Source organism: Aquabacterium sp., from assembly GCF_021768455.1.
Classification (GTDB): Bacteria; Pseudomonadota; Gammaproteobacteria; order Burkholderiales; family Burkholderiaceae_C; genus Aquabacterium.
Window position 1 is genome coordinate 1 of the sequence record NZ_JAIZVX010000095.1, and the last position, 17,570, is coordinate 17,570.

The window sequence follows — 17,570 nt, forward strand, 5'->3', positions numbered from 1 at the left end:
CTTCGACAGCACCGTTGCGATCGCAGCGGTCAGGGTGGTCTTGCCGTGGTCAACGTGACCGATGGTGCCGACGTTCACGTGCGGCTTGGTCCGTTCGAACTTACCTTTTGCCATGTTTCTCGCTCCTAGCGATCTTGAAGTGAGGCGAATGAAGAAGGGGGATTGTGGTGCCCATGGGCAGGATCGAACTGCCGACCTCCCCCTTACCAAGGGGGTGCTCTACCACTGAGCCACATGGGCATCGACACAGGTCTGGGCACATTGCGAACCCAAACCAGTGCCGACGAAGACACCTGCAATTCCCACCGCACCGGCTTGACCCGTGCGCAGCGAAGACCGCTACTTTACCACGCCAAATAAGTCAGAACCATGACCTTGGAGCGGGAGACGGGAATCGAACCCGCGTCATTAGCTTGGAAGGCTAAGGTTCTACCATTGAACTACTCCCGCTCGGGAGTGATTCGAAATTTGGTTTGCCTGGTGGAGGAGGCTGGATTCGAACCAGCGTACGCGTTAGCGGGCAGATTTACAGTCTGCTGCCTTTAACCACTCGGCCACCCCTCCAGGCAAGACCTAGACTATAGCGCAGATTTTTTGGCGAAGGCAAGCGCTTGTGCAAAATCGCCTGAAAAAATCTGGGTGCCTGGCGCTGTGGCGTGCACAAGACGCCACAGCGGCGGGCTGCCGCCCCCGCATCAACGGGCCTCAGCCAGGGGTGCACTGCGCAGCCAGGGTGACTCGACCCAGCGCCAGGAAGCCCAGGCCAGCATCAGGACAAGGCACAAGGTCAGGGTGACACCGCCCCAGGGCGAGGCCTTGAAAACGCCCAGTTGCACCAGCGCCTGGATCACCGGGAAGTGCCAGATGTAGAGGCCGTAGGACAGGTCGCCATGGCGGGTGACGGAGCCCAGCCAGGGCAGGATGTGGGCGGCCCAGAACACGCAGGCGGTCAGGGCCAGGGGATAGATGAAGACGCCAAGGTTGGCATGGGTCTGGTCGAACCGGTAGGCCAGGACGAGGGTGAGCAGACCGGCCGCCCCGACGCGCCAACCCAGCTGTTGCAGGCGCTGACGCTCGAGGTAGCACCAGGCTCCGGGCAGGAAGAACATCAGCTGACCGGGCATCTGCTTGGCCAGTTCGAAAAAGGCGCCCCGGCCCGTGTGCCAGGCCAGGGTGACGAAGCCACCCCACCACAGACACGACAGGGCGAAACCCACCCCCAGCACGCGGTGATGCCCGAAGCGTCGGCACAGGGCGGCGATGGCTGGCACGACGATGTAGAACATGAGTTCGACCTTGATGGTCCAGAGTGCGCCGTTGACGGGCGCACCGGGCATGGGGTTGCCGGTGAAGACCCCGGGCAGACTGGGCTGAAGGAAGTTCAGGAAACCCAGGTTGGCCAGGAGGTAACGGCCCCATGCAAGGCCGAAGTAGTCCCGCCAGGACAGGGTGCTGAGGGCAAGCCCGAGGACGGCACAGGCTGCGACCACGACGGCATAGGCCGGCACGATGCGGCGCAGGCGCCTGGCGAGGTAGACAGGCCAGTGGGGCGCGCGGTCCCAGCTCATGAAGACGAGGTAGCCGCTGATGACGAAAAAGACCGAGAGGGCCATCTTGGTGTCGACCCAGGTGAGGGGCGCCAGCGCGGCCTCCTGGCTGAGGTCGACGAAGTGAAGGGCCATGACACCCGCGGCCGCCAGCAGGCGCAGGGCGTCAAAGTTGTTGTGGCGGTTCATGCAGGCACAGCGGGACGACAAGGCATGGCGAGACCTCAGGGGCCCGGGACGGGCCGCCAGGGGCGAAGGGTGATCGCCAGGCAGCCCAGGCAGACGGCACCGGCCGCGGTGGCGGCGAGCAGGCGAGGCCAGGGCAAGGCGGGCCACCAGGGCAAAGCCAGGGCGCCCAGGCCCAATGAGAGGCCACCCGAGAGCAACAGGGAGGGCAGGCGCACCCGCGTCCAGAGGTGGTTGGCGTGCAGCAGCAGTGCGCCATTGAGCAGCACCCCCAGGAGCACGGCGATGGCGATGCCTTGCGCGCCCAGCCACCAGGCCAGCAGGGGCAGGCTCAGGGCGTTGAGCAGGTTGCCGGCGGTCTCGCAGAGGAAGGGCAGACGGGTGTCGCCCGCGGCGTGGTTGTAGCGGGCCAGCAGGGTGTTCCAGCCGGCCAGCACCAGGGCCACGGCGTACCAGCCCAGCAGCGGCCCGAGCAGCGTGGTGCCGTGGACACCCGGAAAAAGCAGGACCACGATGGCCTGGGCCGACAGCAGCAGGCCCACTGCGGCGGGTGTGGTGATGAGGGTGTTGAGCGCAAGGCCCTGGCGCAACAGGGGCAGGCGCTCGCCTTCGTGGCCCTTGGCCATCATGCCCAGCAGCACCTGGTTGACGGCCATGAGCGCCACCAGCGGGAGGTTGGCCAGTTTGCGCGCGAGGTTGAGCACGGTCACGGCGCCCTCCCCCAGCCACGAGGCCACGACGCGCTCGAGCAGGGTCAGTCCCTGGCCGGTGAGCGCGCTGCCGAGCAAGGGCGCCACGCGCTGGCCCAGTTCGCGCATGGCCTCGCCATGCCAGCGCAGGGTGCGCCACGCCAGCCCCTGCCGACGCACGGCAGGCAGCATGAGCGCGGCCGACGCCAGCGCGCCCAGCACAAAAGCCCAGGCCAGTTCGGCTTCGGTGGTGGCGGCGCGGTGCCAGGCCATCCAGAGCACAGGAGGCAGGTTGTAGGACAGGGAAGCCAGCCCGGCCAGGAGGAAGCGGCCCTGGACCTGCAGCGGCACGCTCCAGAAAGCCTGTAGGATCAGGGCAGGCAGGCCCCAGGCCATGGTGCGCAGGGCGCCTTCGGTGGCGGGGCGCACGGCCTCGGCCAGGCCCGGCCCGATCAGGTGGACCCAGAGGGGCGCACCGGCGGAGAACGCCAGGCTCAGCAAGAGGCCCAGCGCGAGCAGGCCGAAGCTCAGCTGGCCGAGCCAGACGCGGCGCTCGGGCTCGCTGCGCGCCTGCCACAGGGCCATGCCCGCCGATGAGAGCAGCCCCCCAGCCAGGATCATGCGCAGGGCCTCGGGGATGAAGAGGGCGATGAGAAAGCCGTCGGTGCGGGCGCCCGCCCCCCAGGAGGCCACAAGCAGCCATTCACGGCAGAGGCCGGCGACCAGTCCCGACAGGGTCACCAGGGTGAGGAGGCCGGCGGCGCCCAGCATGGAACGCGCTCAGTGCAGCAAGGTGAAGAGGCCTTTGCCGCCCACCTTGTAGTTGAGGTTGCGCGCTCGCTGACCCACCGTCTTTCCGCCCTGCCCGGCCACGATGGCATAGGGCTCGACCTTCTTGCCCACGGTGGTGTTGGCCGAGACGACCGCGCCTTCGCCAATGTGGGCGCCCGACAGGATGATGGCGCGGGAGGTGATCCAGGCCCAGTCGTCGATGCGCACGGGGGCGGAGACCGACCAGAACTCGGGCGCATCGAGGTCGTGTCCGCCCGCCACGATGAGCACGTGGGAGGCCACCGTGACGTGGTTGCCGATGACCAGGCCGGATCGGGCGTCGATCTGGCAATGCCAGCCGATGCAGGTGTCTTCGCCGATGGTCAGGCTCTCCATGCCGATGACCTCGGTGTGGCGCCACAGGGTCGAGCCCTTGCCGATCTTGGCGCCACCGATGCGCAACCAGGCCAGGCGGACGTTGTGGCTGGGGATCTTGTTGACGAAGATGTTGTAGAGCTGCTCCCAGATGCGGCGGGCCCGGTCGACCAGGGTGGGCCAGTTCTTGCCGTAGTCGGGCAGCTTTTTGCCGGGTACCTCGTCGTAGGTCATGACAAAGAGGCGCCGGGCGAGGGGGTGGGTGATGCGCCGGCGGATGTCGAGGCAGGCGACGTGGACCACGGTGTCGTCGGGGCCCTTGCCAGGCGACTCGAAGAACACGTTGTGGGCCAGGCCCCAGTCGTAGGCCTCGGTGAGGCTGGCCAGGTCAACGCCCAGGCGCTGGGCGTAGTCAGGCAGGCGGGCGCGCAGGTTGTGGCTGTGCAGGATGCGGTGTTTCATGGACGGGCGCCTTCGGGGAATCGGGATGCAGGGGCGACGCGGGCCTGCTGCAGGCCCAGGGCGACGATCAGCCAGAACAGGGAAATGAGCACCTGGGTGAAGCTGAAGTAGTGGTCGATGAAGCCGGTGGTGAGGGCCGCCAGCACGGTGCCGACGGTGGCAATGCGCAGGGCGTTGGCCGCGTTGACGCGCTCGAAGGTGCCGGGGATGCGCACCTCTCGCCACCAGGCCAGGGTCACGCCGATGAAGAACAGCATGCCGGGCAAGCCCAGCTTGAACCAGTAGTTCAGCCAGAGGTTGGAGATGCCGTAGACGCCCTTCTCGGGCGACGAGGCGGGGGTGTCGGCCCGGAAGCCCATGCCCAGGGGGTAGCGCAGGGCGTTGCCGGGGAAGTGGGCGTATTCGTCGAAGCGCACGCCCGTGCTGACGTCGTTGGACGAGAACAGGGAGGCAAAGCGCTTATGCGCCGGGGCGTAGGTGGCGACCAGGGCGACGGCCAGGATGGCGGAGACGAGGAGGCCGCGCCCGGCGTAAGGGGTCTTTTTCCAGGCCAGCCAGACCACAAAGACACCCAGGGCCAACAGCGCCCCACGCGAGCCACAGAACACGATGCCGGCCACGCCCCCCAGGAAGACGAAAAAGCCCAGGGCACGGCGCCAGCCGGTGTGAACGATGCCGTAGAACAAGCCCAGGGGGGCACCCAGCAGCAAGGCACCGCCGGTGTTGTTGGGGTGGACCCAGGGCGAGGCCATGCGGGTGGGGTCGGCGCCAAAGATGTCGGCGATGGCGTCGGGGCGGGCGTACTGCAGGGCGGTGAGGAAGGGGATCATCTCGCGGGCGTCGCGGCCCTTGAGGAAGAAGCCCAGGGCGATGGCGACGAGTCCCGCGAATCCGAGCAGAAGGCAGAGGAGGAGGCGTTCGCGCTCGGCCGCCTTGTTGGCCAGCAGGGGCAGCAGAAAGACCGGCGAGATGTTGAGCAGGTAGCGCGCCCAGTTGACCGGGCCGATGCCCTCGCCTGGCACGAAGAACTGACCGGCGACCAGGGGCACGACGGTCCACGCCATGAAGCGCAGCATGGCGCGCTCCGTGGGGCCCCGGGGCAGCGCGGGGAGGTTGCCAGCCAGCCATTGGAAGAACACCCCCACCCAGGTGAGCGCCAGCAGGGCCTCGGAGGTGGTGATGCGGATGCCCAGGGTCAGGGTCATCCAGGGCAAGGCCGGGGCCAGCAGGCAAAACAGCAGCAGGCCGCGCACAGGCTGGGAGGCGATGTAGACGGCGGCGGCCACGGCCACCGCCGCCAGCATGCCGATGGGTGGACCGGCGAAGACCATGAGTGCCCCGAAGAGCAGGCCGGCCAGCAGCGGGAAAAAGCGCGCGGCGCTGCTCATGCGGCCTCCGGCGAACCCGGCCGCAGAAGGGCGTAGGCGGCTTCGAGCTGGTCGGCGGAGCGGGCCCAATCGAACTGGCGACCGACATGGGCCCGGGCGGCCTCGCCCATGGCGCGCGCCCGCTCGGGCTGGCCCAGCACCTCGATCAGGGCCTGGGCGAGTTCATCGGGGCGGCGACCCACGCGGGCCTGCACGCCGGGCTCGACGCCCAGGCCGGTGAGGCCCTCCGGCGTGGTCACCAGGGGCAGGCCGGCGGCCATGGCTTCGAGCACCTTGAGCTTGGAGCCGCCCCCGGCCCGCAAGGGCGCCAGGAAGGCGGCGCAGCGAGACTGGACCTCGGTGAGGTCGGGCACATAGCCCTGGAAGTCGATGCGCGGGTCGGGGAAGCGGCTGCGCCAGGTGGCCGGCAGGCCGTGACCACAGACGCGGAAGCGCAATTCGGGCGCCTGGGCCCAGACGCGGGGCCAGATTTCGGTGAGGGCCCATTCGACGGCGTCGACGTTGGGGGCGTACTCGTAGTTGCCCAGGAAGAGCGCGGTGCGGGAGGTGGCGTCGGGCACGACGCCGGCAAAGGCGCGGGTGTCGACGCCGTTGCCGACCACGTGGGTGGGACGCCCGCTGATGCGCGCCAGGCTGCGGGCGTCGGACTCGGTGACGGCCAGCACCAGGGCGGCTTGGGAGAGGGCCTCGCGCTCCCAGCGTCGGGCGCGGGCCTGGTCGATGCGTGCCAGCGGGCGCAGCGCCGCCGGCCATTTGCCATAGGTGGCGGCACCCAGCTCGGACTCGACGTTGTGTTCGGTGATGACAAAAGGCTGGCCCTGGCGGCGCAAGGCCTCGGCAAAGGGCGCCAGGCCGTAGCTGTGTTCGATGTGAACGACGTCCCAGGGTCCCTGGGCCAGCAGGCGGGAGAAACGGGCACTGAGGGCCGGCGCGTGGCCGTTGACCGTGGCCAGCAGGGGCAGACCGGACCAGGCGGCATGCCAGAGCGTGAGCGGGTGCTTGAGCGCGCGGCGCGGCAGCACGATGAGCTCGTGGACCAGGGGGCGCAGGGCCTGCAGCACGCCCTCATCGGCCAGGGTCTTGGACTGCACCAGCAGGGTGACCTGGTGACCGCGCTCGGCCAGCTGTCGCAGCAGGTGAAATTGCCGGGCCTTGCCGCCGCTGGTGATGGGCCAGGGCAGGTAAGGCATGGTCAGGAGGATGCGCAATGGCTTCATGCCCAGGACACGATCTGCAGGCTGGTGCCCACGGGCAGGCGCAGGCCACCGCCGGTGTCGGACACCGTGCTGCGGGCGCCGGTGAGCGGCGTGAAGACCTCGACCTGCCTGAGCCCGTTCAGCCGCAGGGTGCCGGGCTTTTGCGCCCAGACCATCCAGAGCTTGCGGCCACCGGGCTGCTGCCAGGGGATGCTGACCAGGCCCTCGGGCGCCTCCCCCTGGAAGGCCGGTGCCTGACCGGGCAGGAGGCGAGGCCCGCAGGCCTGCAGAAAGCGCTGCAGCGCGTGGTAGACGGGCTTGGGCTCGCCATTGCGTCGAAGCAGGCCATAGCGCTGGTCGCGCACCGAGGCGCGCTCGTCGAGGTCGGACAGGGTGAAGAGGAAGACGCGGTCGTAGTCGAGCGCGGCCATGAGCGCCAGGCGACGCAGCACCTGGTCGGCCTGACCGTCTTCACCGACCAGGGGCTGCTCTTCGACCGGGCCCTTGTAGCTGGACCAGCCCCACTCGGTGGCCCAGATCTGCTTGACGCCCGCCGCCCGCAGCCACTGGTGGGCCGACAGCACGCGCTTGACGAAGTCCCGCGGATCGGCCTCGGAGCCCTCGGCCGTGGCCGTGTAGGGGTGGTAGGCAATGGTGAGGTCCAGGCTGAAGGCACCGAGGCGGGCCATGGCCTCGATCATCAGGCCCTGGCTGCCCATCTCGCTGAAATAGGCCATGCCGGCCATGGCCACGGGCTTGGCCGGCACGGTGGCGCGCAAGGCCTGCACGGCGGGCAGCAGCAGCTGGCCATAGCCCTTGGGATCGGGCCTGGGCGCCCAGAAACCGAGGATGTTGGGCTCGTTCCAGACCTGCCAGACGTCGACCTGCGGGTAGCGCTTGGCCAACATGGCCATGCGCTGGGCGTAGACCAGAGGATCTTTGGGCGGGAACTTGTCGAAATAGGCCTCGAACTTGTCGCCCTTGGCCACCGAGGAGGCGAAACGCGGCGTGCCCACAACGTAGGTGATGTTGCTCAGGCCCGCGTCTTTCACGAGGGCCATCATCTGGTCGATGGGCCCGAGCTTGAACTGGCCCTCCTGGGGCTCCAGCAGCATCCAGTGCAGGCCCAGGCGGACCCAGTTCAGGCCCAGGGCCTGGAGGCGCTCGACCTGCTGGCGGGCCACCTCGATGGGGAACCACTGAAACTGTGCGTTGACGCCCAGGAAATCTCGCCAGACCACGGGCCTGACCGGCTGCAAGGCCTGGGTGGGTGTCCCACCGATGCCGCCCAGGGACCAGGCCTGGGCCACGGGTGCACTGCCCAGTGCCGCCGCGGCCAGCAGCAGGTCGCGGCGCGAGGCCATCCCGGCCGAGGCTCCGGGCTTCAACGGGGCGCTCACAGGCCGCCCCCCCGCACCGGGGTGGCCAGGCCGGCGCGGCGGCGCGGGCGGGCACCGTGGGGCGAACCGGCCAGCAGGGCCTCGAAGTGGCCCATGAAGACATGGCCTGTGCGCGACCACAGGCGCTGCTCGTTGAGTGCCATGGCGGCCTGCGACCAGGCCTGGGCCAGCTCGGGCTGCTCGGCCAGGCGGGCGATGGCCTCGGCCAGTTCGGCGACCTGGCCCTGGCGGTAGGCCAGGCCATTGCCATGGCTGGTTTCTTCGGCAAAGGCGCGGGCATTGGAAGTGATGGCGCCACGGCCACAGGCCAGGGCCCAGGCCAGGGCGCCGCTGGTGCCGCGCATCTGACCCAGCAGCGAGAGCTTGAGCGACTCGCGGTAGGGCAGCACCATCGCATGGTGGGACTGGATGAGCGCGGGGATGTCGCCGTCGTCGACATCGAGCGCCCAGTCGATCTGCGCGCCCAGGCCCAGCGCCTGCACGCGTTGGCGCAGACCATCGAGGTAACGGCTGCTGCCGCCAAAGGCGATGTCGGGCGCGGTGCCGCCGGCGATGGTCAGACGCAGCGCCGCAGCCCGCTCGGGCTGGCTTTGCTTCAGGCGGCCCAGGGCCTCGATGAGGTCTTCAATGCCCTTGCCGCGGTAGATGAAACCGAAATAGAGCAGGCGCAGGGGCACGAGCGGCGGCAAGGGCCGTGCGGGGATGGCCAGGGTGCCGTGCGGGATCACGCGCACCTTGTCGGCCGGCACCTTCATGCGCCGGACCAGGCGGCTGGCACCGGTCTGGGTGAGCACGACCAGGCCATCAAGGCGGCGGGCCAGGCGGCGCTCGGCCCAGAGGGTGTGCGGGTCGGAGGCGATGGCGGCGACCTTGCTCAGGGCGCCCGGGAGGTGGCGGTCCAGCCAGCGCCAGCTGCGGCTGACCGGGCGCCAGACGATGCGCTCAGGGTCGTGGACGGTGGCCGACAGCCGGGGCCGCTCGGGCAACTCGGCCAGGGCTTGGAGCACGAAGAACTCCCCATGGCGCCCCCCACCCAGTTCGGCATGGACGACGTCGACCTTGGACCAGTCGCGCTCGGCCACCCATCGGCGTGCCGCGGCGAAGGACGTGATGGGGCGCTGGCCCTGCAGGGGCGTGAGGACCTCGGCGCCAGCGGCCTGGACGGCGGCACGCCAGTCGGCCGCGTAGGTCGCGATGCCGGACTGCTCCGGCGGCAAGGGGGACAGGAGGACAAGGCGCATCGGCGGGCTCAGCGCTGGAAGAAGGCCAGCACGCGAGGCGGCACCTCGAACCGGCGCCGGTTCAGGACGATGCCGTCGACCTGGCGGAAAGCCGTGCGCAGCACGCCCAGGGCGTTGTCGACCACCGGCACCACGCTGGCCCCGGCCTCGACCACCAGCACGATCTGGTCGGCATGGGTGAGGCGCACAAAGGCCTGGCGGTTGCTGAGCAGGTTGGACGCCTCCAGCAGCACCACCTCGCCCGGCCCGGCAGGGGGCTCACCGGCTTCGGGGTTCAGCCGCACGCGCAGGCCCTGGGATTCGAGCACCGTGCGCAGGTGGCGAGCGATGAAGCTCACACCCTCACGCGGGCGGGACGAAGCCAGGCCCAGCGTCAGGCCCTGTTCGGCGATGCGGGCCCGTGGCAAGGTGCCGTAGATGCGGTGCAGGCTGGCGTGGAAGTCGTTGTCCTCGCCGCCGGGCGGGATCTCCTTCACCGTGCTCCACAGCGGGACGCCGAAGCGCGCCTCGATGCGCCCGCCGTCGTGGATGCGCTTGTCGAGCACCGAAGAGAGGTAGACCACCAGCAGGCCCACCATGCCGCCGGCCGGCAGGGCCAGCAGGAGCAGCAGCAGGCTCTTGGGCGCCACGCGCCCCGGGCTGAAGGTGGCGGCCTCGATGATGGCGATGTTGTTGATGCGGCTGTCGTCCAGGGCCTGGTCGATGCGGGCCTTCTCCAGGCTGTCGAGGTAGAGCAGCCGGGACTTCTCGGCCACCTGCAGGCCCTGCTCCAGGCGGGCCAGTTCGGGCTCGCGGGCCAGCACCTGGGCGCGGGCTGCGGTCAGGTCCTCGATCTCCTTGGCAAAGGCCGCGCTCAGCGACATCAGCTCACGCAGGCGGGTGCCTTTTTCCAGCTGGTTGCGGGCGATCAGCGTGCCCAGCTCGTTGGGCGTGCGCTTCTCGGCGCGCGGGGTGTTGCGCTCTTCCAGCTTGAGCTGGGCCTCGACGTTGGCGATGCTCTCGGTGAGCGCGTTGACGGCGGGCGCGCCCTCCTTGAACACGCGCAGGGCCTCGACGCGCTGGCGCTTGAGCTCGGCCAGCTGGCCGCTCAAGGTGACCCAGCCGGGCGAGAGGCCCACGTCGCGCTCGGCCACCACCTCGGGGTTCAGGCCCTTGGCCCGGCCGGCGGCATAGGCCACGCCCTGTTCCAGGGCGGTGCGCTCGGCCAGGGCTTCGGCCTGGCGGTCTCGCAGCACGTTCAGGCGCTTGGTGATGGCGGTGAGGCGTTCTTCGGCGCTGATGCCGTCGATCTGGGTGAGGCGCGTGCGCAGCTGGCCCTTGAGGGACTCGATCTGCTGGTCGGCGTCGCGCACCTTGCCGTCGTAGAAGGCCACCAGGCTCTTGCGGCCCAGCACGGCGGTGCGCTCGTCGGTGTAGACCTTGATCCAGGTCTGCATCACACGCTGCGCCACGGCCGGGTCGTCCCAGGTGAAGCGCAGCTCCATGACGTTGGAGCCCGGCCCGTGCGTGACGGTGAACTTGTCCTCGAACTTGTCGGCCAGGCGGTCTTCTTCCGACTGGGGCTCGCTCAGGCCCAGCACCACGGCCAGGGCGCGGGCGCCGTCGAGGGCGGCTTTCAGCCCCTGTTTCACCAGGGCCTTGGCCCTTTGCGTGAAGCCCTGCGGCGCGCGTGCGGCCTGCTGCATCTCGGCCAGGTAGAGGCGCGCCACCTGGGTCACGACGGGGCGCCCGGTGAGCATCTTCTCGTCGTCGATGATGGGGTCGCGCTGGGTCGACATCGGCGAGTAGGTCAGGCGCTCACCGGCGTCCAGGGGCACCGTGAGGTTCTCTCGGCCCGGCTTGATCAGCAGGCGGGCCTCGGACGCGTACTTGGGCGGCAGGAAGAAGGCCCCCGCCACGATCAGGGCCAGCGTGACCCAGAAGGCGATGAAAAAGGGTCGGCGGAAGATGTAGTACAGCCGGACGAGGTCGCGGAAGGAACGGATGTCGATCATGGTGTGGGGCGTTCCGTCGTCACTTGACCTTGGTCTCGCTCCACCCGTAGCTCACGCCGAGCGAGCGCGAGAAGGGCAGCAACTGGTTGATGTAGACCTCGACCCCATCGGCGGCATTGCCCGCGCTGGATTTGGGCACGAAGAGGATGTCGCCACGCTGGAAGGCCAGGGTGGGCGGGGTGCCGCCCTGGTTGTCGAGCAGGCGGCTCATGTCGAAGAAATAGAGCTGGTAGCGTTGCTCGGCGTCCAGGCGCAGCAGGGCGACGTGGCTGGCATCGGCCGAGGGCAGCAGCCCGCCGGCGGCAAACAGGCCTTGCTGCAGCGTGGCCACGGCCGACATGTCGAGCGGCCCGGGTGTGCGCACAGCCCCGCCGATCACGACCTTGCTGCTGGGCGAGCTCACGATGTTCACCGTGACGCCGGGCTCGCGGTAGTAGGCATCGAGCTTGCCGCGCAGCAGCTGGGCCAGCTCGTCGGGCGTCTTGCCCGCGGCCTCGACTCGGCCCGCAAAGCGGTAAGAGAAGCTGCCATCGGGGCGCACGGTGTAGAGCTGGGTCTGGCTGTCTTCGACGAGGTTGCGCAGGTCGAGGTTGGCATCCTGGGCGTCGCGCACGATGCGCAGGGTGTCGCCCGGGTGGATGCGGGTGGGCTGCGCCGCCAGGGCCCGCAGGTCGTCAGGCACGAGGGTGCGCGCACGGACGGCCTCCGGCGAAGGCACCAGGTTGCCCATGGGCGTGCAGGCAGCGATCAGCAGGCTGAACAGGATGACGATGAGCTTCATGGGGCGGCGTGTAGACGGGGCGGGCGGATCATACGAGGCGTTGATGGCTGCGGCGCACGCAGGCTTCATGCCGAGGCATCGCGCTGGCGCACGGCGCGCTCGTCTTCGAACTGGGCGCGCCAGCGCTGGTAGGCACGGTGCATCTGCTCGCGCCGGGGCCGCCAGAGCCAGGGCACCCCGAACTTGGTGAAGAAGCGCACCATGCTGCGCAGGTGTGTCTGCCCCGAGCTGGACCAGATCCCCGCCTGGCTGTGGCGCTGGTGCTCGTGCACCAGTTCCACCTCGGGCAAGGCCATGACCTTCCAGCCCCGGACCCACATGCGGGCGCAGAGGTCGACCTCTTCGAAGTAGAGAAAGTAGCCCTCGTCCATGCAGCCGACCTGCTCGAAGGCGCTGCGGCGCAGGACGAACCCGGTGCCCATCACCCAGTCGGCCTCGAAGGGACCACCGCTCCAGTTGCGCTTGAGCAGGTGAGAGCTGACCAGCTTGCGCAGGGGCGCCAGGCGACCCAGCGCGGTGCGACGGGCCAGGATGTCGGGCAGGGAATAAAAGCGCCGCGCCGAAAACTGCAGGCTGCCATCGGGGTTGATCAGCTTGAGCCCGGCGATGCCCACGCGCTCGTCGTCGCGAAACAGGCGCTGGATGGCGGGCACCCGGTTGGCCAGGAAGTGGGTGTCGGGGTTGAGCACCAGCACCAGGTCGGTGGCCAACGCCGCCACGCCCAGGTTCACGCCCGCGCCAAATCCGCCGTTGACCTTGGACAGCACCGTCAGCACCCCCGCGGGCAAGGCCTCGCGCAAGCGCTCGCCGGAGCCATCGGGCGAATCGTTGTCGACCACGACGATGTGCTCGGGCAGGGCGATGCCATGGGCCAGCAGGGAGGCCACGCACTGCATCGTCAGGTCGAAGGTGCGGTAGTTGACGATGACCACCCCGAGGGCCGGTGGCTGCGCCGAGGTGGCTGAATTGACCGAGGTGTCCATGGAAATCGTTCTCCGCCAACCTGCCCAGGACGAGCCGGTGTCCCGCTGTTTCAATCCGCCAATCTGGCGACAGTCATGGTCAGAATGCGGGCGACTGATTCTGTCCGATTCTGTCCGATCACCCGCGTCCTCACGCCCCCGCAGATGGGCGTCGCTGGCTGAACCCGAAGCCGGTGCCGACAGGAAACGACACCCGCATCAATCTTCGACACCGTTCGCGCACCATCTGGGATCATCTGGCCCTGACTCCACAACGCAAACAGGGAACCCCATGCGCCAGGCCCTCGCCACGGCACTGCTTTGCAGCGCTTCTCTCACCTTGTTCACCCCCCTGTCGGCCCAGGCCGAAACTGCAGGCGGCTTCAAGCTGCGCCCCTTTGTGGGCATCGGCTTCACCAGCGGCGGCGACACGCTGCAACCGGTCACCCTGATCCCCGAGGGCACCACCACCGAGTACCAGGAAAACGTCAGCGCCGGCGGCGGCATCGAGGCCCGTGTCGGCCTGGCGCTGCGCATGTCCGGGCTGCCCGTGAGCCTGCGCGCCAGCGTCGGCGCCCACAACGACCAGGTCAACGGGTCGGAGGGCGAGAAGGTCTACTTCCGCCGCTTCCCCGTGGAACTGCAAGGGGTGTGGCACATGGGCGACCGCTTCTCGGTGGGCCTGGGCGTGCGCAAGGCCACCCGCGCCAGACTGACTTACAAGAATGTCAGTTACACCGACGGCAATGGCGACACCCAGACGGTCGGTGAGGTCAAGACGCGCTTCAAGTCGTCGCTGGGCCTGGTGCTGGAAGCCGAATACGCCCTGACCCCGGCCTGGAGCATCAGCGGCCGCTATGTGCGCGAGCACTTCAAGACCGAAGGCAGCGCCCCCGAGCGGGCCGACGCGGACCACGTGGGCATCACGACCCAGTGGTACTTCAACTGAGTTGAACGACCGCTGAAGCGATCCGGTGAGCGATCAAGCCAGCGACCAGTCCAGGTCCTGGCCCTGGTCTCGCCAGAACGCCGCCGCCCGCCCGAAATGCCCATTGCCGACGTAGGGCACCGGCCCCCGGGTGGCCGACAGCGGCGAGGGGTGGTTGCTCTGCAGGATCAGGTGGCGATCACTCGGCCCGCCCTGCCCGGCCGTGGCCTCGATCAGGGGCAGCTTGCGCTGGGCGTGGGCCCCCCACAGCAGAAAGACACGCGGGCCCGGATCGGCCGCCAGGGCCGAGATCAGGGCATCGGTGAGGGCCTCCCAGCCCCACTTCGCATGGCTGGCCGCCTGGGCCTGGGCCACGGTGAGCACGGTGTTGAGCAGCAGCACGCCCTGGTCGGCCCAGCGCAGCAGGCTGCCGTGGGCCGGCGAGACCAGCCCCAGATCGCGCTGCAGTTCCTTGCGCATGTTGCGCAGGCTGGGCGGAATGGCCACACCCGGCCGCACGGAAAACGCCAGGCCATGGGCCTGCCCCGGCCCGTGATAGGGGTCCTGCCCCAGGATGACCACGCGCACCTGGGCACGGCGCGTCAGGCGCAGCGCGGCGAACACGTCATCGGGAAAGATCACCTCGCCGGCGGCGCGCGCGGCATCGACCCGGTCGATCAGGGCCTGACCTGAGGGGCTGCGGCGAAAGGCCTCGGTGAGTTCGCGCCAGTCGGGCGGGACGGCGTCAAACAGGGCGGCCAGGGGCGTGGCCAGCGCGAGCGAGCGCACGGATCCGGGCTCGGTCAGCTCGGTGACCGCGCCACCCGGGACCTCGCCAAACAGGGCGCCCTGGCCACTGTCGGCGGCACCGGGCGGCGGGCTGCGGCGCGCCATCGGGGCGCTCAGGCGAACAGCGTCGCCAGGGCCAGACCCGGATCGGGCTGGCGCATGAAGGCCTCGCCCACCAGGAAAGCGTTCACGTTCGCCTCGCGCATGCGCTGCACGTCGGCCGCCACGAGGATGCCGGATTCGCAGACCAGCAGGCGGTCGGCCGGCACGCGAGGCAGCAGGCCCAGGGTGGTGTCCAGCGTGACCTCGAAGGTGCGCAGGTTGCGGTTGTTGATGCCGACCAGCTGGGTGTTGAGTTCGAGCGCGCGCTCCAGCTCCTCGCCGTCGTGCACCTCGACCAGCACGGCCAGGCCCAGGCCGTGGGCCACGGCCTCCAGATCGCGCATCTGCATGTCCGACAGGCTGGCGGCGATCAGCAGGATGGCGTCGGCGCCCCAAGCAGCGGCTTCGAAGACCTGGTACTCGTCGACCATGAAATCCTTGCGCAGCACCGGCAGGCTGCAGGCGGCGCGGGCCTGTTTCAGGTAGTCGGCATGGCCCTGGAAGAAGGGTTCGTCGGTCAGCACGCTCAGGCAGGCCGCGCCGTGTTGCGCGTAGCTGGCGGCGATCTCGGCAGGCACGAAGTGCTCGCGCAACACGCCCTTGCTGGGGCTGGCCTTCTTGATCTCGGCGATCACGCCCGACTGGCCCGCCTCGACCTTGGCGCGCAAGGCGCCGCCGAAATCGCGCAGGTCATGGGCTTCACGCAGGCGGCGTTCGGCCTGTTCGCGCAGGGCCGTCTTGGAGATGCGCTGGCGGGCCGCGGCCACCTCTTCGTGCTTGACGGCGTTGATCTTGTTCAGGATGTCGGACATGGGAGGGGCTCCGGAGGCGCTCAGGCGCGGGGCGCAAAAGCCTGGCTGGCCTGCACGAAGTTGAAGAGGGCCTCACCGGCCTTGCCGGAAGACAGGGCTTCGCGGGCGCGCTCGACGCCCTCGGCCAGCGAAGCGGCCACGTTGGCGGCGTAGATGGCGGCACCGGCATTGAGCAGCACGATGTCGCGCGCCGGGCCCGGTTCGTTGTCGATCACGCGGCGCACGATGGCCAGGGAAGCCTCGCGGCTGCCCGCCTTCAGGGCCGACCCGTCGTGCTCGGCCAGACCGAACTGCGTGGGGTTGACCGTGTACTCGCTGACCACGCCGTCCTTCAGCTCGGCCACCAGGGTGTCGCCATTGAGGGTGATCTCGTCCAGGCCATCGCGGCCATGCACCACGAGCACGTGCTCGGAGCCCAGGCGCTGCAGCACGCGGGCCTGGATGCCGACGAGGTCGGGGTGGAAGACGCCCATGAGCTGGTTGGGCGCGCCGGCAGGGTTGGTCAGCGGGCCCAGGATGTTGAACATCGTGCGGATGCCCAGCTCCTTGCGCACCGGGGCGGCGTGCTTCATGGCGCCGTGGTGGTTGGGCGCAAACATGAAGCCCACGCCCGTGTCGGCCAGGCAGGATGCCACCTGCTCGGGCGTGAGGTTGATGTGGGCGCCCAGGGCCTCCAGCACGTCGGCGCTGCCGGTGCTGGACGAGACGCTGCGCCCGCCGTGCTTGGCCACCCGGGCACCGGCGGCGGCGGCCACGAACATGGCCGTGGTCGAGATGTTGAAGGTGTGGGCGCCGTCGCCCCCGGTGCCGCAGAGGTCGACCAGGTTGCGCTTGTCGGGCACGGCCACGGGCGTGGCGAACTCGCGCATCACCTGGGCCGCGGCCGACAGCTCGCCCACGGTTTCCTTCTTGACCCGCAGGCCGGTGACGAAGCCGGCCATGACCACGGGCGACATCTCGCCCGTCATGATGCGGCGCATCAGGCCCAGCATCTCGTCATGGAAGATCTCGCGGTGCTCGATGACGCGCTGCAGGGCTTGCTGGTCGGTGAGTTGGGTCATGTCCGGCGCCTTCTGGGGTTCACATCTTGAGGAAGTTGGCCAGCATGGCGTGGCCGTGCTCGGTCAGGATGGACTCGGGGTGGAACTGCACACCTTCCAGCGGGGCGAAGTTCGCATCCGTCTGCGGACCCTTGTGGCGCACGCCCATGATTTCGCCATCGGGCGTGGTGGAGGTGATCTCCAGGCAGTCGGGCAGCGAGGCGCGCTCGATGGCCAGCGAGTGGTAGCGGATCACCGTGAAGTGCTCGGGCAGGCCGGCGTAGACGCCCTTCTGGTCGGTGGTGATGACGCTGGTCTTGCCGTGCATCTGCTCGGCCGCTCGCACCACCTTGCCGCCCAGGGCCGCGCCAATGCTCTGGTGGCCCAGGCACACGCCCAGGATGGGCAACTGCCCGGTGAAGCGCTGCAGTGCGGGCACGCAGATGCCGGCTTCGGCGGGCGAACAGGGCCCGGGGGACAGCACCAGGCGGTCGGGCTTCAGCGCCGCGATCTCGTCCAGGGTGATGTCGTCGTTGCGCACGACCTTGACCTCTTCACCCAGCTCGCAGAAGTACTGCACCAGGTTGAAGGTGAAACTGTCGTAGTTGTCGATCATGAGCAGCATGAGCGCGATCCTGAGTGGCTGGGGATGGCTGTGACGGCGGGCGGTGAGGCACCAGACCCTGGGACACGGACCGATGCGGTGCCGTGTGGTTCCCCCTCGGAGCCCCGGTCTGTGGCGCGGCGGCGGGGACCGGGCGCAGGGGCGTGTGCGGTATGGCTGGCGTTACCGCCACCAACGCGAATCCAGGCGGGAGAAGTCCGAGGGTTGCTGCATGCCGAAGATTCTACATGGGCAGGGCCCCGATCAAGGGGGCCAGGCGCCGGCGAATGCCCAGGTTGATGC

16 protein-coding genes and 3 tRNA genes are annotated in these 17,570 nt (G+C 69.3%); 1 reads left to right on the forward strand and 18 read right to left on the reverse strand.

Features of this window, described 5'->3' with window-relative positions:
* The 14 genes from QZ994_RS12975 to QZ994_RS13040 form a co-directional block, all read right to left on the reverse strand.
* A partial coding sequence (locus tag QZ994_RS12975; protein WP_204317187.1) for a GTP-binding protein occupies positions 1-114 on the reverse strand: 114 nt, incomplete at its 3' end.
* A gap of 51 nt (positions 115-165) precedes the next feature.
* Positions 166-240 (reverse strand) — tRNA-Thr (locus QZ994_RS12980).
* 136 nt (positions 241-376) lie between these two features.
* Positions 377-450 (reverse strand) — tRNA-Gly (locus tag QZ994_RS12985).
* 28 nt (positions 451-478) lie between these two features.
* A tRNA-Tyr gene (locus QZ994_RS12990) sits at positions 479-564 on the reverse strand.
* A 131-nt stretch (positions 565-695) separates the two neighbouring features.
* Positions 696-1,736 carry an acyltransferase gene (locus tag QZ994_RS12995; RefSeq protein ID WP_290872145.1) on the reverse strand — a complete coding sequence of 347 codons (1,041 nt, stop codon included), beginning with the start codon at positions 1,734-1,736 and terminating at the stop codon, positions 696-698.
* A gap of 35 nt (positions 1,737-1,771) precedes the next feature.
* A complete protein-coding gene (locus tag QZ994_RS13000) occupies positions 1,772-3,193 on the reverse strand; it encodes a lipid II flippase MurJ (protein WP_290872148.1) in 1,422 nt (473 codons plus the stop codon).
* 9 nt (positions 3,194-3,202) lie between these two features.
* The gene (locus QZ994_RS13005) at positions 3,203-4,030 is read right to left on the reverse strand and encodes an acyltransferase (RefSeq protein ID WP_290872152.1); all 828 of its coding nucleotides are present in this window, start codon (positions 4,028-4,030) and stop codon (positions 3,203-3,205) included.
* A complete protein-coding gene (locus QZ994_RS13010; protein WP_290872154.1) occupies positions 4,027-5,418 on the reverse strand; it encodes an O-antigen ligase in 1,392 nt (463 codons plus the stop codon). The genes QZ994_RS13005 and QZ994_RS13010 overlap by 4 nt, the downstream gene beginning before the upstream one ends.
* Entirely contained in the window at positions 5,415-6,608 is a 1,194-nt protein-coding gene (locus QZ994_RS13015) for a glycosyltransferase family 4 protein (RefSeq protein ID WP_290872157.1), read from the reverse strand. Before QZ994_RS13015 ends, QZ994_RS13010 begins: the two co-directional genes overlap by 4 nt.
* 23 nt (positions 6,609-6,631) lie before the next feature.
* Complete coding sequence (locus QZ994_RS13020) at positions 6,632-7,978, reverse strand: beta-galactosidase (protein ID WP_290872160.1); 1,347 nt, start codon at positions 7,976-7,978, stop codon at positions 6,632-6,634.
* A 32-nt stretch (positions 7,979-8,010) separates the two neighbouring features.
* Positions 8,011-9,255 (reverse strand): glycosyltransferase, encoded by a 1,245-nt coding sequence (locus QZ994_RS13025; protein ID WP_290872163.1) that lies wholly within the window; start codon positions 9,253-9,255, stop codon positions 8,011-8,013.
* Positions 9,256-9,263: 8 nt separating this feature from the next.
* Positions 9,264-11,249, reverse strand: a complete 1,986-nt coding sequence (locus QZ994_RS13030) for a hypothetical protein (RefSeq protein ID WP_290872166.1) — start codon at positions 11,247-11,249, stop codon at positions 9,264-9,266.
* Positions 11,250-11,268: 19 nt separating this feature from the next.
* Positions 11,269-12,030 carry a polysaccharide biosynthesis/export family protein gene (locus tag QZ994_RS13035; protein ID WP_290872169.1) on the reverse strand — a complete coding sequence of 254 codons (762 nt, stop codon included), beginning with the start codon at positions 12,028-12,030 and terminating at the stop codon, positions 11,269-11,271.
* A gap of 65 nt (positions 12,031-12,095) precedes the next feature.
* Positions 12,096-13,013, reverse strand: a complete 918-nt coding sequence (locus tag QZ994_RS13040) for a glycosyltransferase family 2 protein (RefSeq protein ID WP_290872172.1) — start codon at positions 13,011-13,013, stop codon at positions 12,096-12,098.
* 271 nt (positions 13,014-13,284) lie between these two features.
* Between QZ994_RS13040 and QZ994_RS13045 the strand changes: the two genes are divergently transcribed.
* Entirely contained in the window at positions 13,285-13,941 is a 657-nt protein-coding gene (locus QZ994_RS13045) for an outer membrane beta-barrel protein (RefSeq protein ID WP_290872175.1), read from the forward strand.
* A gap of 33 nt (positions 13,942-13,974) precedes the next feature.
* Here the strand turns inward: QZ994_RS13045 and QZ994_RS13050 are convergent, their stop codons facing one another.
* Genes QZ994_RS13050 through QZ994_RS13065 form a run of 4 tightly spaced genes read right to left on the reverse strand, consistent with a single transcriptional unit; the run spans position 13,975 to position 17,288 of the window.
* Entirely contained in the window at positions 13,975-14,814 is an 840-nt protein-coding gene (locus QZ994_RS13050) for a uracil-DNA glycosylase (RefSeq protein ID WP_290872179.1), read from the reverse strand.
* 8 nt (positions 14,815-14,822) lie between these two features.
* Positions 14,823-15,623: an indole-3-glycerol phosphate synthase TrpC gene (gene trpC, locus QZ994_RS13055; RefSeq protein WP_290872182.1), complete on the reverse strand. Its 801-nt coding sequence runs from the start codon at positions 15,621-15,623 to the stop codon at positions 14,823-14,825.
* Between the two features lie 20 nt (positions 15,624-15,643).
* On the reverse strand, positions 15,644-16,684 hold the full coding sequence (trpD, locus tag QZ994_RS13060) for an anthranilate phosphoribosyltransferase (RefSeq protein WP_290872185.1): 1,041 nt from the start codon (positions 16,682-16,684) through the stop codon (positions 15,644-15,646).
* A gap of 19 nt (positions 16,685-16,703) precedes the next feature.
* Complete coding sequence (locus QZ994_RS13065) at positions 16,704-17,288, reverse strand: aminodeoxychorismate/anthranilate synthase component II (RefSeq protein ID WP_290872188.1); 585 nt, start codon at positions 17,286-17,288, stop codon at positions 16,704-16,706.
* Positions 17,289-17,570: the final 282 nt, after the last annotated feature.

What these genes read in the sequence shown, in the direction of transcription:
- QZ994_RS12995 (WP_290872145.1), bottom strand. Translation starts at nt 1,736, where the DNA reads ATGAACCGCCACAACAACTTTGACGCCCTGCGCCTGCTGGCGGCCGCG.
- QZ994_RS13000 (WP_290872148.1), bottom strand. Translation starts at nt 3,193, where the DNA reads ATGCTGGGCGCCGCCGGCCTCCTCACCCTGGTGACCCTGTCGGGACTG.
- QZ994_RS13005 (WP_290872152.1), bottom strand. Translation starts at nt 4,030, where the DNA reads ATGAAACACCGCATCCTGCACAGCCACAACCTGCGCGCCCGCCTGCCT.
- QZ994_RS13010 (WP_290872154.1), bottom strand. Translation starts at nt 5,418, where the DNA reads ATGAGCAGCGCCGCGCGCTTTTTCCCGCTGCTGGCCGGCCTGCTCTTC.
- QZ994_RS13015 (WP_290872157.1), bottom strand. Translation starts at nt 6,608, where the DNA reads ATGCCTTACCTGCCCTGGCCCATCACCAGCGGCGGCAAGGCCCGGCAA.
- QZ994_RS13020 (WP_290872160.1), bottom strand. Translation starts at nt 7,978, where the DNA reads ATGGCCTCGCGCCGCGACCTGCTGCTGGCCGCGGCGGCACTGGGCAGT.
- QZ994_RS13025 (WP_290872163.1), bottom strand. Translation starts at nt 9,255, where the DNA reads ATGCGCCTTGTCCTCCTGTCCCCCTTGCCGCCGGAGCAGTCCGGCATC.
- QZ994_RS13030 (WP_290872166.1), bottom strand. Translation starts at nt 11,249, where the DNA reads ATGATCGACATCCGTTCCTTCCGCGACCTCGTCCGGCTGTACTACATC.
- QZ994_RS13035 (WP_290872169.1), bottom strand. Translation starts at nt 12,030, where the DNA reads ATGAAGCTCATCGTCATCCTGTTCAGCCTGCTGATCGCTGCCTGCACG.
- QZ994_RS13040 (WP_290872172.1), bottom strand. Translation starts at nt 13,013, where the DNA reads ATGGACACCTCGGTCAATTCAGCCACCTCGGCGCAGCCACCGGCCCTC.
- QZ994_RS13045 (WP_290872175.1), top strand. Translation starts at nt 13,285, where the DNA reads ATGCGCCAGGCCCTCGCCACGGCACTGCTTTGCAGCGCTTCTCTCACC.
- QZ994_RS13050 (WP_290872179.1), bottom strand. Translation starts at nt 14,814, where the DNA reads ATGGCGCGCCGCAGCCCGCCGCCCGGTGCCGCCGACAGTGGCCAGGGC.
- trpC (WP_290872182.1), bottom strand. Translation starts at nt 15,623, where the DNA reads ATGTCCGACATCCTGAACAAGATCAACGCCGTCAAGCACGAAGAGGTG.
- trpD (WP_290872185.1), bottom strand. Translation starts at nt 16,684, where the DNA reads ATGACCCAACTCACCGACCAGCAAGCCCTGCAGCGCGTCATCGAGCAC.
- QZ994_RS13065 (WP_290872188.1), bottom strand. Translation starts at nt 17,288, where the DNA reads ATGCTGCTCATGATCGACAACTACGACAGTTTCACCTTCAACCTGGTG.